We start from the raw sequence: 17,034 nt of genomic DNA, 5'->3' as shown, positions 1-17,034 counted from the left end.
GGCGCATGAAACCCGATTCCGTTTCCACACGGCGGCACCTCGGCCGCCGCTTCCTGATCGAATGGATCGCGATCGGCTGCCTCGGGGTCGCGGTGATCCTCGCGTGCGCGCTCGGCCGCCTGTCGTCGAGCGTCGACGGGCTGATCTACGACCGGCTGCTGATGCTGCGCAGCCTGCCGCTGTCGCCCGACGTGGTGGTCGTCGACATCGACAACCAGAGCGTGTCCGCGCTCGGCCGCTGGCCGTGGCCGCGCGACGTGCATGCGCGGCTGCTCGACACGCTCGCGCGCGCGCAGCCGGCCGCCGTCGTCTACGACGTGCTGTTTACCGAACCGTCGCCCGAGGATCGCGCGTTCGCGGACGCGATGAGCCGCGTGCCGACCTTCCTGCCGGTGCTGCTGAGCCCCGAGCAGGCGGACGGCACGCGTTCCGTCGATCCGCCGGTCGCCGCGCTCGCGGCGCGCGCGACGGGGCTCGGCCATATCAATCTCGAAGTCGATCGCGACGGCATCGTGCGCAGCGTCGCGCTGTTCGAAAGCGACGGCCGCGTGCGCTGGCCGCAATTGATGGTGCCCGTCTATCGTGCGATCCAGGCCGGCCGGCTGCATCCGGTCGGCGGCGTGCCCGGCGCGAACGCGCACGACCTGTCGCGCGATGCGGCGGGCGACGGCCGCTACCTGATTCCGTTCAGCCGCAACACGCCCGCGTATCCGACGCTGTCGTTCGACGACGTGCTCGAAGGGCGCGTGAAGCCCGACGCGCTGCGCGGCAAGATCGTCGTCGTCGGCGTGACGGCGTCCGGGCTGTACGATCGCTTCGCGACGCCGGTGTCCGGCGAATTCGGCCCGCTCGCCGGCGTGTACATCCATGCGAACGTGCTCGACATGCTGGCGACCGGCAGTGCGATCTCGCCCGCGTCGCCCCCGGGGCTGTTCGTCGCGTCGCTGCTGCCGCTCGCCGTGTTGCTGGGCGGCTTCCTGATGCTGTCGCCGTGGCGTGCGCTGCTGCTGACGCTGAGCCTCGCCGCGCTCGCCGTCGTCGCGAGCCTGGCGCTGCTGTTCGAGGCGCGCATCTGGCTGACGCCGGCGCCCGCGATCTTCGGGCTGATCGCCGTCTACCCGATCTGGAACTGGCGGCGGCTGGAAATGACGATGTCGTACCTGCGCCGCGAGCTGCAGAAGCTCGCCGACGAGCCGCACCTGCTGCCCGAGGCGCCGCGTACGCGCAGCGTCGGCGGCGACGTGCTGGAGCGGCAGATGGCGCTGATGGCGCAGGCCGCGCAGCGCGTGCAGGACATGAAGCGCTTCGTGTGGGACAGCCTCGACAGCATGCCCGAGCCGATCTTCGTGACCGATCTCGCCGGCACCGTGCTGATCGCGAACCACGCGGCGAAACGCTACGGGTCGCGGCTCGCGCTGCCGCTGCCGGAAGGGCGGCCGCTGCGCACGGCGCTCGGCGAGCTGACGTTCATGAAGACCGTCGACGGCAACGCCGAGCACGACGCGGCGATCCGCGAGCGCTGGCCGGCCGCGCTCGACCCGACGCTCGAGGCCGAGCACGACGCGATGGCGCGCGGTATCGAGGTGCGCGATCGCGACGGGCTCGACCATCTGCTACGCTACGCGGCGTGTACGAACGCGCAAGGGCGCGTGACGGGCTGGATCGCCGGCCTCGTCGACGTGACCGAGCTGCACGCGGCCGAACGGCATCGCGAGGAAGCGCTGCACCTGCTGTCGCACGACATGCGCTCGCCGCAGTCGTCGATTCTCGCGCTGGTCGAGATCGAGCGCGACCGCGTCGACAGCGACGCGATGCGCAGGTTGCTCGCGCGGATCGAGCGCTATGCGCACCGCGCGCTGTCGCTCGCCGACGAGTTCGTGCAACTGGCGCGCGCGGAGTCGCAGGCGTACCAGCTCGAGGTGACGAGCCTCGTCGACGTGCTGATCGACGCGAGCGACGAGGTGTGGCCGCAGGCGCAGGCGAAGCACATCCGCGTCGAGACCGACGTGGGCGCCGACATGTGCTGGGTGCGCGCGGACCGCTCGCTGATCACGCGCGCCTTCGTGAACCTGCTGAACAACGCGGTCAAATACAGTCCGTCCGACACGGTGATCACGTGTACGCTGACGGTCGAGCACGCATCGAAGCGGATGTTCTGTACGATTCGCGATCAGGGATACGGCATTGCGCCGGAAGATCAGCGGCATCTGTTCGAGCGTTTCAAGCGATTCCATGCCGGCGAGCGGCCCGAAATCTCGGGCTCCGGGCTCGGCATGGCATTCGTGAAGACGGTCGTCACGCGCCATGGGGGCAGCGTGTCGGTCGACAGCGAAGTGGGTGTCGGCACCGCGGTGACGGTGTCGCTGCCCGCGATCGACGAGCCGTCCGCCTGACAGGGCCGGGCGCGACGGCAGGTATTTGGGGACAGCCATGAGAAAGCAATGGGCGGCGACCGCGCTGGCGGCGTCGCTGTTGACGGGTTGCGCGGGCGTGACGAGCGGCGTGAGTGCGCTCGGGCAGCCGAATGCATTTGCATCGGGGGCGCACGGCTACGATTTCGTGCGGACGGCCGCGCAGGCGGGCGACGCCGAGTATCGGCAGATCGAGACGCTCGTGCGCGACGAACTCGCGCGCCGCGGCTTCGATGCGCAGCCGCTCAAGGACGCGCGCTACCGGTTGTCGATCGCGTATGCGACGCAGCCGGCGGCGGTCGCGGCGAGCGCCGCCGGCTGCGGCGCGGCGAGCAGCGCATGCGTGACGGTCGACGGGCCCGCGCCGTTCGCGCTGCCGTTCATGGGCCGCGTGTACCGTCACGTGCTGACGCTGCGCTTCGTCGATGCGAAATCGGGCGCCGACGTCTATCGCGTGTCGGCGTCGCTGCGCGACCGCGATCCGGGCACGCAGCAGGCCGCGCCGGCGCTCGTGAAGAGCGCGCTGGCGAAGGTGCCGTTCGGCGACGGCAGCGGCTGGCTCGTCAAGACGAAAAAAGACGACGCGGGCGGCATGCCGGGCGTCGTCTCGGTGAAGCCGGCCGACGCGCACTGACAGCGCTGGCCGCGAGGTGAGGGCGGGCCCGCCGGGCGGGCCCTTGCCGCGTTCAGACGGTCGGTTGTCCGCCGTCGCGCGTGCGCAGGTACGTTTCGAACTCCGCACCGACTTCCGGGTGGCGCAGCGCGAATTCGACCGTCGCCTTCAGGTAGCCGAGCTTGCTGCCGCAGTCGTAGCGCGTGCCCTGATACTTGTAGGCCAGCACCTGTTCGTCGGCGAGCAGCGCCTGGATCGCGTCGGTGAGCTGCAGTTCGCCGCCCGCGCCCGGCTTCAGCGCACGCAGATGCTCGAAGATCCGCGGCTTCAGGATGTAGCGGCCGACCACGCCGAGGTTCGACGGCGCGACTTCCGGCGCCGGCTTCTCGACGATCGCCGACATCTTGACGATCGACTCTTCCCATTCCTTGCCGTCGACGATCCCGTACGACTTCGTCTCCGACGGCGGGATCTCTTCGACGCCGATCACCGAGCTGTGATAGTGGTCGAACACGTCGACCATCTGCTTCATCACCGGCGGGTTGCCGTCGAGCAGGTCGTCCGCGAGGATCACCGCGAACGGGTTGTCGGCGACCAGCTTTTCCGCACACAGCACCGCGTGGCCGAGGCCGAGCGCTTCCGGCTGGCGCACGTAGAAGCAGTCGACATGGCTCGGCTTGATGCTGCGCACGAGTTCGAGCAGCTTTTCCTTGCCGCGCGCCTCGAGTTCGGCCTCGACCTCGTACGACTTGTCGAAGTGATCCTCGATCGCGCGCTTGCTGCGCCCGGTGACGAAGATCATCTCGGTGATGCCCGCCGCGATCGCTTCCTCGACCGCGTACTGGATCAGCGGCTTGTCGACGACGGGCAGCATTTCCTTCGGGCTCGCCTTCGTTGCCGGCAGGAACCGCGTGCCGAGGCCGGCCACGGGGAATACCGCCTTGGTGACTTTCAACATGATCGAACCTTTATTCCTGTAATCGACTTGTCAGACGGTCTATGTTCACGTTCGCATTATATTGAACGCAAATGACCTTACCGTTTGTTACGCAGGCAACCGATCGAGCTGCGCACGCAGTTTGTCGAGCGTGCTCTGGAATTCCGCGACGCGTTTCTGCTCCTGTTCGACCACGGCCGGCGGCGCTTTCGCGACGAACGCCTCGTTGCCGAGCTTCGCGTTGCATTTGGCGATCTCGCCCGTCAGGCGCGTGATTTCCTTCGACAGGCGCTCGCGTTCGGCCGCGACGTCGATCTCCACCTTCAGCACCAGCTTGTTCGGGCCGACGATCGCGATCGGCGCGCCGTGCGCTTGCCGGTCGAGCGCCGCTTCGTCCGCGAGGATCTGCACGTCCGACAGGCGCGCGAGCGCCTGCACGTACGGCGCGAACGAGCGCAGGCGCTCGGCGTCGCCGGCGGCCAGCAGCGGCACCTTGGTGGCCGGCGACAGGTTCATCTCGCCGCGCAGGTTGCGGCACGCGTCGACGATCGCCTTCAGGTCGGCCGCCCACTGTTCGGACGCCTCGTCGAGCTTCTGCAGGTTCGCGACCGGATACGCCTGCGTCATCAGCGACGCTTCGCCCTCGGCCTTGCCTTGCGGATAGCGGCCGGCGAGCGGCGCGACCTTTTGCCAGAGCGCCTCGGTGATGAACGGGATGACCGGGTGTGCGAGGCGCAGCACCGTTTCGAGCACGCGCAGCAGCGTGCGGCGCGTCGCGCGCTGTTGTTCCGGCGTGCCGTTCTGGATCTGCACCTTCGCGAGCTCCAGATACCAGTCGCAGTACTCGTCCCACACGAACTTGTAGATGCTGCTCGCGATGTTGTCGAAGCGGTAATCGGCGAAACCCTTTGCGATGTCGGCTTCGGTGCGCTGCAAGAGCGACACGATCCAGCGGTCGGCCGCCGAGAAGTCGAGGTAGCCGCCGGGGCCGCAGTCGCCCGCGCCGCACACTTCCGGCTTGTCGGCGCCGCAGTCGTGGCCTTCGCAGTTCATCAGCACGAAGCGCGTCGCGTTCCACAGCTTGTTGCAGAAGTTGCGATAGCCTTCGCAGCGCGCGAGGTCGAAGTTCACGTTGCGGCCGAGCGTTGCCATCGACGCCATCGTGAAGCGCAGCGCGTCGGTGCCGAACGCGGGGATGCCGTCCGGGAATTCCTTGCGCGTCTTCTTCTCGATCGTCGCGGCCTGCTTCGGGTTCATCAGGCCCGTCGTGCGCTTCGCGACCAGCGCCTCGAGGTCGATGCCGTCGACGATGTCGATCGGGTCGAGCGTGTTGCCCTTGCTCTTCGACATCTTCTGGCCTTCCGCGTCGCGCACGAGGCCGTGCATGTAGACGGTATGGAACGGCACCTTGCCGGTGAAGTGCGTGGTCATCATCACCATCCGGGCGACCCAGAAGAAGATGATGTCGAAGCCGGTGACCAGCACCGACGACGGCAGGAAGTGCTTCAGTTCGGGCGTTTCGTTCGGCCAGCCGAGCGACGAGAACGGCACGAGCGCCGACGAGAACCACGTGTCGAGCACGTCTTCGTCGCGCTTGAGCGCCCCCGTGTAGCCCTTTGCCGCGGCCTGCGCGCGTGCGTCTTCCTCGTTGCGGGCGACGAACACCTCGCCGTTCTCGCCGTACCACGCGGGGATCTGGTGGCCCCACCACAGCTGGCGCGAGATGCACCAGTCCTGGATGTTCTCGAGCCACTGGTAGTAGGTGGTCGTCCAGTTTTCCGGGACGAACTTGATCTGGCCGTCGCGCACGACGTCGAGCGATACCTCGGTGATCGACTTGCCAGGATGGAACGTGCCTTCCGGCGCCGGCTTCGTCATCGCGACGAACCACTGGTCGGTCAGCAGCGGCTCGATCACGACGCCCGTGCGGTCGCCGCGCGGCACCATCAGCTTGTGCGGCTTCACGGAGTCGAGGAAGCCTTGCGCGTCGAGGTCGGCGACGATCGCCTTGCGCGCGTCGAAGCGGTCAAGGCCGCGATACTGTTCGGGGCCGTTGTCGTTGATCTTCGCGTCGAGCGTCAGGATCTCGATCGGCGGGAGCTTGTGGCGCAGGCCGACCTGGTAGTCGTTGAAGTCGTGCGCGGGCGTGACCTTCACGACGCCGGTGCCGAATTCGCGGTCGACGTAGTCGTCGGCGATCACCGGAATCTCGCGGCCCGTCAGCGGCAGCGTGACGAGCTTGCCGATCAGGTGCGCGTAGCGTTCGTCTTCCGGATGGACCATCAGCGCGACGTCGCCGAGCATCGTCTCGGGACGCGTGGTGGCGACCGTCAGCGAGCCCGAGCCGTCGACGAGCGGGTAGCGGATGTGCCACAGGTGGCCGTTTTCTTCCTCGCTGACGACTTCGAGATCCGACACGGCGGTGAGCAGCACCGGATCCCAGTTGACGAGGCGCTTGCCGCGGTAGATCAGCCCTTGTTCATACAGCGTGACGAACACGTCGCGCACGGCGGCCGACATCTTGTCGTCCATCGTGAAGTATTCGCGCGACCAGTCGGTCGACGCGCCGAGGCGGCGCACCTGGTCCGTGATCGTCGAACCGGATTTCTGCTTCCATTCCCACACGCGCTCGACGAACTTCTCGCGGCCGAGGTCGTGGCGCGACACGCCCTGCGCGTCGAGCTGGCGCTCGACGACGATCTGCGTGGCGATCCCCGCGTGGTCGGTGCCGGGCACCCACAGCGTGTTCTCGCCGAGCATCCGGTGATAGCGGGCGAGGCCGTCCATGATCGTCTGGTTGAACGCGTGGCCCATGTGCAGCGTGCCCGTCACGTTCGGCGGCGGCAACTGGATCGCGAAATCGGGGCGGGACGGATCGAATGCCGGGGCGGCATAGCCGCGTTTTTCCCACTCCGGCCCCCATTGGGACTCGATGGTGTGGGGCTCGAAGCTCTTCGCAAGCGTGTTGTCGCTCATGTTGGAAATCTGCCGAAAAATGCGTGAATTGGATGCCGAATCTGACAATTATATAGATGCGCCTATATCGAAGGCGAGTTGTGGATATCGACGCGCCGATATTTGCCGGACATTACGTGACCCGCGTCGGCGCGCTCTGCGGCCGTTGCCGCAGGTTCGAGCGATCGCGAACGGCAAGCTTCCCGTCGGACTTATAATGGCGGGTCCGTTTTTCTCACGCCCGTCCGCCGCCGCTCCATGCCCGATCTGCTCGCCAATCTGAACCCCGAACAACTCGCCGCCGTCACGTTGCCGAACGAACCGGCGCTGATCCTCGCAGGGGCGGGTAGCGGCAAGACCCGCGTGCTGATCACGCGCATCGCGTGGCTGATCCAGCAGGGCTATGCATCGCCGCCCACCGTGCTCGCCGTCACCTTCACGAACAAGGCCGCGCGCGAGATGATGGCGCGCCTGTCGGCGATGATGCCGATCGACACGCGCGGGATGTGGATCGGCACGTTCCACGGCCTGTGCAACCGGATGCTGCGCACGCACTGGCGCGACGCGGGCCTGCCGCAGACTTTCCAGATCCTCGATACGGCCGACCAGCTGTCCGCGATCAAGCGACTGATGAAAGCGGCGAACGTCGACGACGAAAAGTACCCGCCGAAGAACGTCCAGTACTTCATCAACAACGCGAAAGAGCAGGGGCTGCGCCCGGACAAGGTCGACGCGACCGACAACTTCAACCGCAAGTTCGTCGAGCTGTACCAGGCGTACGACCAGCAGTGCCAGCGCGAAGGCGTCGTCGATTTCCCCGAGCTGCTGCTGCGCTGCTACGAATTGCTCGCGTACAACGCGCCGCTGCGCGCGCACTACCAGGCGCGCTTCCGGCACATCCTCGTCGACGAGTTCCAGGACACCAACAAGCTGCAGTACGCGTGGCTCAAGATGCTCGCGGGCGGCGAGAACGCGATTTTCGCGGTCGGCGACGACGACCAGTCGATCTACGCGTTCCGCGGCGCGAACGTCGGCAACATGCGCGACTTCGAGGACGAATTCCGCGTGCGCAACCTGATCAAGCTCGAGCAGAACTACCGGTCGCACGGCAACATCCTCGACGCGGCGAACCAGCTGATCTCGAACAACGCGCACCGCCTCGGCAAGAACCTGCGCACCGACGCCGGCCACGGCGAGCCCGTGCGCGTGTACGAAGCCAGCACCGATTCGCAGGAAGCCGGCTGGATCGTCGAGGAAATCCGCTCGCTGATCAATACCGGGATGGCGCGCAGCGAAGTGGCCGTCCTGTACCGCAGCAACGCGCAGTCGCGCTCGATCGAGCACACGCTGATGTCGTCGGGCATTCCGTACCGCGTGTACGGCGGCCTGCGCTTTTTCGAGCGGCAAGAAGTGAAGCATGCGCTCGCGTACCTGCGCCTGATCGACAACCCGAACGACGACACGGCATTCGCGCGCGTCGTGAACTTCCCGACTCGCGGGATCGGCGCGCGCTCGGTCGAGCAACTGGCCGACGCCGCACGGCTGTACGGCTGCTCGATGGCCGCCGCGATTCCGTACGTGACCGGCAAGGCCGGCACGAGCCTCGGCGGGTTCGCGAACCTGATCGCGAAGATGCGCGCCGACACGCAGCACATGAACCTGCCCGACACCGTCGAGCACATCGTGCGCGCGAGCGGCCTCGCCGATTTCTACCAGGGCGAACGCGAAGGTCAGGATCGCCTCGAAAACCTGCAGGAACTCGTGAACGCGGCCACCGCGTTCATCGCCGAGGAAGGCTATGGGCTCGACACGCCGGCCCGCTCGATTCCGCTGCGCGCGGGCGCGATCGCGGCGCCCGAACTCGGTACCGCGACCGACGATCCGGCGGTCGACGTGCTCGATCCGGCATCGCCCGCCGACCCTGCCCAGAACCCCGACACGATGACGCCGCTCGCCGGCTTTCTGTCGCACGCGTCGCTGGAAGCAGGCGACAACCAGGCGCAGGCCGGCCAGGACGCGGTGCAGCTGATGACCGTGCACGCGGCGAAGGGGCTCGAGTTCTCGGCCGTGTTCATCACGGGGCTCGAGGAGGGGCTGTTCCCGCACGAGAACAGCGTGCTCGAATCGGATGGCCTGGAGGAGGAGCGCCGGCTGATGTACGTCGCGATCACGCGTGCGAAGGAGCGGCTCTACCTGTCGTTCGCGCAAAGCCGGATGCTGCACGGCCAGACCCGCTACAACGTACGCTCGCGCTTCTTCGACGAACTGCCGGAGCACGTGCTGAAGTGGCTCACGCCGAAGGTCGAGGCCGGGTCGCGCTGGGGCGGGCGCTCCGACAACGCTGGCTACGGGCGCGACTGGTTCGCGCGGCCGGGCGGCGGCAGCCGAGAGCAGATCGTCGATGCGGCCGTGTCCGCGCCGCTGCCCGCGTTCGCGGACAAGCAGCGCGCGGCCGACACCGGCTTCCGGGTCGGCCAGCAGGTGTTCCATACCAAGTTCGGCGAAGGCACGGTCACCGCGCTCGAAGGCAACGGCACCGATGCGAAGGCGCAGGTGAAGTTCAAGCGCCACGGCGAGAAATGGCTCGCGCTCGCGGTCGCGAAACTGCAGGCGGTGGAATGATGGACGTCGACCTCGTCGTTGCGCCTGCCGCGCGTCGGCTCGGCATTCTGGCCGCGCTGCCCGAGGAACTCGGCGACCTGATCGCCGCGATGCGCGCCGACGGCGCGATGAAGACGGTCACGCTCGGCCGCCGCGATTATCACGTCGGCACCGTGCACGGCGCGGCCTGCGTCGTCACGCTCGCGCGGGTCGGCAAGGTCGCGGCCGCCGCGACGGTCAGCGCGCTGATCCACGTGTTCGGCGTGTCGGGCGTGGTGTTTACCGGTGTCGCGGGCGGCGTGTCGCGCACGGTGCGGGTCGGCGACGTCGTCGTGGCCGATACGCTGCTGCAGCACGATCTCGACGCATCGCCGCTCTTTCCGCGCTACGAGGTGCCGCTGCTCGGCATCACGCGTTTCGCGACCGACGCGGCGCTGACGGCCCGCTTGCGGGCCGCATGCGCGCTGTTCGTCGAGGAAGAGGCCGCGCGGTTCGCCGAGCGCTTCGGGCTTGCCGGCGCGGCGCTGCACGCGGGGCTCGTCATCAGCGGCGACCGCTTCGTGTCGAGCGAGCGCGAAGTCGTCGCGCTGCGCGACGCGCTGCCGGACGCGCTCGCGGTCGAGATGGAAGGCGCCGCGATCGCCCAGGTATGTGCCGAACACGACGTGCCGTTCGCGCTCGTGCGCACGATCTCCGATACGGCCGACGACCACGCGACGCAGTCGTTCTCGCACTTCCTGTCGGCGATTGCGAGCAGCTATTCGTCGGGCATCCTCAAGCGTTTCCTGACGCTGCATGCGACGACGGCGGCCTGAAGCCACCGTCTCGTCTTTTCCGTTCAAACCGCTCGACCGGCCACGGTGCGTACGCCGCGGCCGGTCGTTCGTCACGCCTTTTTGCGCCCGCTGCCTTCGAGGTTCGGCAGGAACACCGTCAGCACGCCGATCAGCGGCAGGAACGAGCACACCTTGTAGACGAACGGGATGCTCGTCGCGTCCGCCAGCTGGCCGAGCACGGCCGCGCCGACGCCGCCCAGCCCGAACGCGAAGCCGAAGAACAGGCCCGCGACCATCCCGACCTTGCCGGGCATCAGCTCCGTCGCATAGACGAGGATCGCGGCGAACGCCGACGCCAGCACGACGCCGATGATCACGGTCAGCACGCTCGTCCAGAACAGGTTCGCGTACGGCAGCAGCATCGTGAATGGCGCGACGCCGAGGATCGACACCCAGATCACGTACTTGCGGCCGATCCGGTCGCCGACGGGCCCGCCGATCAGCGTGCCGGCCGCCACGGCCGCGAGGAACACGAACAGGTGGATCTGCGCGGCCTGCACCGACAGGTGGAACTTGTCGATCAGGTAGAACGTGAAATAGCTGTTGATGCTCGCGAGATAGAAGTACTTCGAGAACACGAGCAGCACCAGCACGCCGATCGCGCCCATCACGCGGCCGCGCGACAGCGTCGGGTGGCCGGCCGCCGCGGCCTTCTTCTTCATCGACGGATGCTTCTTGTACCAGTGGCCGATCTGCGTGAGCACGATCATCGCGACGAGCGCGGCCGCCGAGAACCACGCGATGCTGTGCTGGCCGTGCGGAATGATCACGAGCGCGGCGAGCAGCGGCCCGAGCGCGGAGCCGGCGTTGCCGCCCACCTGGAACACCGACTGCGCGAGCCCGTGCTGGCCGCCCGACGCCATCCGCGCGACCCGCGACGATTCGGGATGGAACACCGACGAGCCGCAGCCGACGAGCGCCGCGGCCACCAGCAGCATCGGGAAACTCGACGCCGCCGACATCAGCAGCAGCCCCGCGAGCGTGAAGCCCATGCCGACCGGCAGCGAATACGGCTTCGGACGCTTGTCGGTATAGAGGCCGATGAGTGGCTGCAGCAGCGACGCGGTGATCTGGTAAGTGAGCGTGATCAGGCCGATCTGCGCGAACGACAGCGCGAACTGGCTCTTGAGCATCGGGTAGATCGCGAGGATCAGCGACTGGATCATGTCGTTGAGCATGTGCGAGAAGCTGATCGCGCCGAGCACCGGGTAGACGGTGCGGGCGACGGGCGGTGCGGACGGCTGAGCGACGGCTGGGCCGGCGCCGGAGTCGAGGCTGGTTTCCATGTGAGCTGAACGAGTTGAGGTGGCTGGCGCGCTCTGTTGGGGATCGGCGCGTGGTTGATTCGTTGATGCGTCAAAGAAGTGTAATGTGGCGTGTCACGAATGTCCTGCCAAGTTTTATCGCGAATCGGACATTCGTCGGACGGATCGGCCGATGCGTGCTTTTTTGGACGGGTATAACGCTGGCGGTGCGTTCGCCGCTTCAGCGGGGCCGCGCCGGGGCCCGGTGCGTGTTTTTCCGGACTCAAGAAACGGCGGTGGCGGCCGTAGAACGACCCAATGACAACACGCGCGCCGCGCCTGGCCCCGGCTACCCGCCGGGCGGGCGCCGGACGCGCGGCATGGCCTGCCATCGCGGGACCGCCGGACCGACCTTTCCGGCAGCGTGATCCATACGGGGATAGTTCGATGAAAGCAGCATCTTTGCATCCACAGCCCGGTGCGGCGGCCGCCGCATCCGGTGTTGCCGCCGGTCGTGTCGCACGGCGTGCGCGCGCGGCGCGTCGCGAGCGTCGGCCGTGGACCGTCAAGGCGACGTTGCGCGCCGCATTCGCGATCCTGCTGGCGGGCACGCTCGCGATCGGCGTGTTTTCGCTGTGGCAGATCAGCCGGCTGAACGCGTCGATCGCGTCGGTCTACGAACAGGGTCACGTCGCGAGCCGGGCGGCGGCGGAAGTCCGCGCCGAGGTGCTGCGCGCGAGCCGCGCGCAGAAGATGCTGCTGACCGCGACGACCGCGAAGGAGCGCGACGAACTCGGCGCAGACGTCAGCGCCGGGCTCGCGTCGATCGGCCAGGCGCTCGGCACGCTGCAGCGCTATGCGGATCCGGCCGATGCCGGCGATTCGGCGCGGCTGCACGCGTTCTCGACAGCGGTCGGCACGTGGAGCACGCATCTGCGCGATTTCGTCACGCTGGTGCGCGCGCAGCCGCTCGACCTGTCGCAGATGAACTGGCAGGTCGGCACGCAGGACGTGTCGCTGCTGGTCGAAACCGGCAAGCTCGAAAAACTCGTCGCCGAACTCGTGAAGACGCGCGGCGAGAAGTCGAAGGCGACGCTCGATGCGTCCGCCACCATTTTTTCGTCGTCGTTCGCGATGATCGCCGCGATGACGGCCGCATTGATCGTGCTGGCCGTCGTGATCGCCGAGCGCGTCGTGCGGCGTCTCGCGTCGCAGCTCGGCGGCGAGCCCGCGCTCGCGAAGGAGATCGCCGCGGACATCGCGCGCGGCGACCTGACGCGGCCGATCGCGCTCGGCCGGCACGATCGCGGCAGCATGGTGCGCGCGCTGGCCGAGATGCAGACGGGGCTCGCGGCCACCGTCGGCGAGATCGCGGTGAGCGCCGAGGCCATCGCGGCCGCGTCCGGCGAAATCTCGACCGGCAACCTCGACCTGTCGCGCCGCACCGAACAGCAGGCCGTCGCGCTCGAGCGCACCGCGGCCAGCATGGAGCAGCTCACGTCGACCGTGCGGCAGAACGCCGAGAATGCGCGTCAGGCGAGCTCGCTCGCGGCCAATGCGTCGGCGGTGGCGGAGACGGGCGGGGAGGTCGTCGGGCGCGTGGTCGCGACGATGAGCGAGATCGACGACAGCGCGAAGAACATCCGCGACATCATCGGCACGATCGAAGGGATCGCCTTCCAGACCAACATTCTCGCGTTGAACGCGGCGGTCGAGGCCGCGCGCGCCGGCGAGCAGGGGCGCGGTTTTTCGGTGGTCGCCGGCGAGGTGCGGCTGCTCGCGCAGCGCTCGGCGACCGCGGCCAAGGAGATCCGGGAGCTGATCGGCGCGTCGGTCGAGCGCGTGGCCAACGGCGCGGCGCTCGCGCACGACGCGGGCCGCACGATGGGCGACGTGGTGCGCGCGGTCAAGCGCGTGACCGACATCATCGGCGAGATTTCGGCGGCGTCGGACGAGCAGAGCGCGGGGATCGACGAAATCGGCCGCGCGGTCACCCAGATGGATGCCGGCACCCAGCAGAACGCGGCGCTCGTCGAACAGGCGGCGGCTGCCGCGAACGCGCTCGACGAGCAGGCTCAGGCGCTGAAGGCGCTGGTCGGGCGTTTCCGCATCGCACACTGAGCGTGCGGCGCGCCCCGGCGCTTACGACTTCTTCTGCTTGTCCGGATCGATGATGACCGTGCAGGTCGTGCCCGCCGACAGCACCACGTCGGCCGGCACTTCGTCGATCCGGATGCGCACCGGCACGCGCTGCGCGAGGCGCACCCAGTTGAAGGTCGGGTTCACGTCCGCGACGAGGTCGCGGCTTTGCGGGTTGTCGCGATCGTAGATGCCGCGCGAGATGCTTTCCACATGGCCCTTCATCACGCCGCCGCTCATCAGCCGCATTTCGGCCGGCGCGCCGATCTTCACGCGCGGCAGCTTGGTTTCCTCGAAGTAGCCGTAGACCCAGAACGAATGGCTGTCGACGATCGCGAGCTTCGCCTGGCCGGCCACCGCATAGTTGCCCTTGAACGTCTGAAGGTTCGTGATGTAGCCGTCGACCGGCGCGACGACGCGCGTGCGTTCGAGGTTGAGCTTCGCGGCGTCGAGCGCGGCGATCGCCTGCTGGTACTGCGCATCGGCGCTCGACGCGCTGTGCGCCGCGTTCTCGCGGTTTTCCTTCGACACGACGAGCGCATCGAGGTCCGCGCGGCGGGCCGCGTCGTCGCGGCGCATCTGCAGTTCCGCGCGACGGGCAGCGACCGCCGCCTGCGCCTGCTCGACCGCGATCCGGTAGTGCGACGGGTCGATCTGCATGATCAGGTCGCCTTTCTTCACGAGCTGGTTGTCATGCACGGGCAGCTCGACGATCGCGCCCGACACGTCCGGCGCGACGTTGACGATTTCGGCGCGCACGCGCCCGTCGCGCGTCCACGGATCGTCCATGTAGTGCACCCACAGCGAGCGCCCGATCAGGATCGCGACGAGAAGGATGACGGCGGTCGCGACGAAGCCGAAGAGTTTTCTGAGCATCATGATGGTTCGGAATCAACGGTAAACGGCAAGACTCAGTCCGCCGCAAATGCAGACGAGAAGGCAGGCCCGGAATAGCGACGGGTGCCAGACAAGGCGATAGAGGCCCGTATAGGCGAGCAGGCGGTCGACGGCCCAGGTCGCGATCGCGCCGAGGACGAACATCAGCACCACCGTCGGCATGTAGGCATCGAGAATGGCGATTTCACGCGGCATCATGACGAGGCTCCTGGTTGGGGACGCACGGGGCGGTTGCGGTTGAGCGGCTCGAGCGGCGATTCCGGGTCGAGCAGCGCGGTCCGCACGAAATGCAGATGGCTCAGGATGCGCTGCAGCCGGTGACGCTCGTCGCGCGACGGCTCGACCGCATCGAGCGTCTGCCGGGTCGCGTCGATCGCCGCATTGGTCGCGGCGAGCGTTGCGTCGAAACGTGCTGCGCTCGGCGTCGAGAACAGCGCCGACAGCGCGCTGCGCATCGTCTCGATCGCGCGCCGCCACGGCATCGCGCTCGCATAGCGCGGGTCGGACGGCAGCGTCGCGAGCTCCTGGCGCAGGTCGATCGTCGCGTTGCCGGCTTCGAGCACCGCGAACATCCAGCGCAGCGCGTCGCGCTGCACGTCCGGCTGGTCGGCCGACAGCGTGTGCGCCTGGTACATCAGGTCGCGCGCGCCGCTTTCGAAGCGCGTGCGCAGGCCCGCGAGCCGCGCGTGACCGGCCGCGACGGCCTGGTGGCGCAGGTCCGCGAAGAGGCGCTTCTTGAGCCACGGCGCGGTCGGCGGGAACAGCACCGCGAACGCGATCGCCGACGCCAGCATCGCCAGCACCAGCGCGAGCGAGTCGTTCATGAAGCTGGTCGGATCGTAGTGCGTGATGTTGTCCGGGCCGGCGAGGAAGCTGAAGAAGATCAGGTAGCCCATCCCGTAGCCGGCGAGCTTCGGCTTCAGCGTCATGAAGATGCCGATCGCGAGCAACGGCGCGAGCGCGACGCACAACAGCGGGAAGCCGTCGATGTGCGGATAGATGCCGAACGTCAGCAGGAAGCCCGTGCAGATCGCGAGTGCGGTACCCATGCCCATCTGCGCGGACATCGCTGTCGGGCGCGGCGTCGACGACGCGAGCGCGCAGGTGGCCGCCGCCGTCAGCGTCATCGTCACGCCGCTCGGCCACGCGGTCTCGATCCAGAACCAGCCGAGCACGAGGATCACGGTCGCGGTGCGGATCGCCGCGATCACCATCGCCGTCGCATTGGTGCGCGGCTCGTAGCGCTCGATCCAGCGTTCGCGCTCGTGCGTCGCGCTCGACAGCGACGCGTAGGTGGCCGCGTATTCGTGCAGGTCGGTGATGAAGCGGTACAGCAGTTCGGCGGCCGTATCGAAGTCGAGCAGCGGAAAGTCCGGCTGCGTCTCGAGCGCGGCGCGCGTCGCGCGGATGCGGCGCGGCAGCGCGTCGCGCCACGCAAGCAGTTGCGCGGCCGCGTGGCCGGCATCGGCCGACGTGCGCACCGGTTCGCCGACGGGCGTCAGCAGCAGCGGCGCGATCTCGCGAAAGTACGGCTCGATCGCGTCGATCGCGGCCTGCGCGCCGGCCGCATGCAGCCGGTTCATCAACTGGTGCAGCGCATGGAAGCGGCTCGACGCGCTCATGAACTCGCTGTTCAGCCGCGCGAGGCGGCCGCTGCGCATCCGCGTGTCCGGATCCTCGAACACGGCCATGCTGCGCGCGGCCTCGAACCCGACCACGTCGGCGACGAAGCGCGTATGGATGGTTTCGATATGCGCGCGGTCGAGCTTGCCCGACAGCGCCGCCGCGACGTAGTCGACGAAGCTGCCGAAGCGCTTGCGCACCGTCGTGCGCATCTGCTCGCCGGTGGTCCGCGGAAACACGAGTGCGCTGACCACGCCGGCCGACACGATCCCGACCATGATTTCGGCCACGCGCGTCATCGCGCTCATGAATGCGCCGTCCGGGTGCTGCGACGCGGGCAGCCCGATCAGCGCGGTCGTGTAGCCGGCCAGCAGGAAGCCGTAGCTGCGGAAGTTGCGGTTGCGCGCGGCGCCGGCCGTGCACAGCGCGACCCACAGCGCGACCGCCAGCAGGAACAGTTGCGGCTGCTGCGGGAACAGCCCGACGAAGGTGAGCGTCGCGATCAGCCCGAAGATCGTGCCGGCGACCCGGTAGAAGCTTTTCGCGAGCACCGCGCCGCTTTGCGGCTGCATCACGATGAACACGGTCGTCATCGCCGTTTTCGGCGCGGGCAGGTCGAGCCGCATCGACACGCCGGTCGCGATGAACGCGGCGAGCAGCGCCTTGAACAGGTAGAGCCACGCGGCGCCGTCGGTGCGGGCCCAGTCGCCGAACGCGTCGGTCCAGGCCGCGAACGGGCCGTCGACGCGCGGGGAAGCGGGGGAGGAAGCTGACATGG

General features: G+C 68.1%; 11 protein-coding genes. 5 read left to right on the top strand and 6 right to left on the bottom strand.

Going from position 1 to position 17,034, the window contains the following annotated elements; translation table 11 throughout:
• Positions 1-5 precede the first annotated feature (5 nt).
• On the top strand, positions 6-2,393 hold the full coding sequence (locus J8I33_RS29810; RefSeq protein WP_209939634.1) for a CHASE2 domain-containing protein: 2,388 nt from the start codon (positions 6-8) through the stop codon (positions 2,391-2,393).
• Positions 2,394-2,430: 37 nt separating this feature from the next.
• Positions 2,431-3,045: a DUF4136 domain-containing protein gene (locus J8I33_RS29805; RefSeq protein WP_124595271.1), complete on the top strand. Its 615-nt coding sequence runs from the start codon at positions 2,431-2,433 to the stop codon at positions 3,043-3,045.
• Positions 3,046-3,097: 52 nt separating this feature from the next.
• Here the strand turns inward: J8I33_RS29805 and galU are convergent, their stop codons facing one another.
• A complete protein-coding gene (galU, locus tag J8I33_RS29800) occupies positions 3,098-3,982 on the bottom strand; it encodes a UTP--glucose-1-phosphate uridylyltransferase GalU (RefSeq protein WP_050017561.1) in 885 nt (294 codons plus the stop codon).
• An 87-nt stretch (positions 3,983-4,069) separates the two neighbouring features.
• Positions 4,070-6,937, bottom strand: a complete 2,868-nt coding sequence (locus tag J8I33_RS29795) for a valine--tRNA ligase (RefSeq protein WP_209939633.1) — start codon at positions 6,935-6,937, stop codon at positions 4,070-4,072.
• A 237-nt stretch (positions 6,938-7,174) separates the two neighbouring features.
• Between J8I33_RS29795 and J8I33_RS29790 the strand changes: the two genes are divergently transcribed.
• Both J8I33_RS29790 and J8I33_RS29785 read left to right on the top strand, forming a co-directional pair.
• Positions 7,175-9,538: a UvrD-helicase domain-containing protein gene (locus J8I33_RS29790; RefSeq protein WP_050017558.1), complete on the top strand. Its 2,364-nt coding sequence runs from the start codon at positions 7,175-7,177 to the stop codon at positions 9,536-9,538.
• A complete protein-coding gene (locus tag J8I33_RS29785) occupies positions 9,535-10,332 on the top strand; it encodes a 5'-methylthioadenosine/adenosylhomocysteine nucleosidase (RefSeq protein ID WP_124557266.1) in 798 nt (265 codons plus the stop codon). The genes J8I33_RS29790 and J8I33_RS29785 overlap by 4 nt, the downstream gene beginning before the upstream one ends.
• Before the next feature lie 71 nt (positions 10,333-10,403).
• Here the strand turns inward: J8I33_RS29785 and J8I33_RS29780 are convergent, their stop codons facing one another.
• A complete protein-coding gene (locus tag J8I33_RS29780) occupies positions 10,404-11,639 on the bottom strand; it encodes an MFS transporter (protein WP_209939632.1) in 1,236 nt (411 codons plus the stop codon).
• A 405-nt stretch (positions 11,640-12,044) separates the two neighbouring features.
• Here J8I33_RS29780 and J8I33_RS29775 point away from each other — a divergent pair, with 405 nt between their 5' ends.
• Positions 12,045-13,718, top strand: coding sequence for a methyl-accepting chemotaxis protein (locus J8I33_RS29775; protein WP_124557264.1), 1,674 nt, complete (start codon positions 12,045-12,047; stop codon positions 13,716-13,718).
• Positions 13,719-13,739: 21 nt separating this feature from the next.
• Here J8I33_RS29775 and J8I33_RS29770 read toward each other — a convergent pair whose 3' ends face one another.
• Genes J8I33_RS29770 through J8I33_RS29760 form a run of 3 tightly spaced genes read right to left on the bottom strand, consistent with a single transcriptional unit; the run spans position 13,740 to position 17,032 of the window.
• The gene (locus J8I33_RS29770) at positions 13,740-14,615 is read right to left on the bottom strand and encodes an HlyD family secretion protein (RefSeq protein ID WP_050018179.1); all 876 of its coding nucleotides are present in this window, start codon (positions 14,613-14,615) and stop codon (positions 13,740-13,742) included.
• A 12-nt stretch (positions 14,616-14,627) separates the two neighbouring features.
• Positions 14,628-14,831 carry a DUF1656 domain-containing protein gene (locus J8I33_RS29765; RefSeq protein WP_006476212.1) on the bottom strand — a complete coding sequence of 68 codons (204 nt, stop codon included), beginning with the start codon at positions 14,829-14,831 and terminating at the stop codon, positions 14,628-14,630.
• Positions 14,828-17,032 (bottom strand): FUSC family protein, encoded by a 2,205-nt coding sequence (locus J8I33_RS29760; protein WP_209939631.1) that lies wholly within the window; start codon positions 17,030-17,032, stop codon positions 14,828-14,830. Before J8I33_RS29760 ends, J8I33_RS29765 begins: the two co-directional genes overlap by 4 nt.
• Positions 17,033-17,034: the final 2 nt, after the last annotated feature.

Source organism: Burkholderia sp. AcTa6-5 (genome assembly GCF_017815075.1).
Classification (GTDB): Bacteria; Pseudomonadota; Gammaproteobacteria; order Burkholderiales; family Burkholderiaceae; genus Burkholderia; species Burkholderia sola.
Note: the sequence above shows the minus strand (reverse complement) of the source record. Positions and strands in the feature narration are given on the sequence as shown.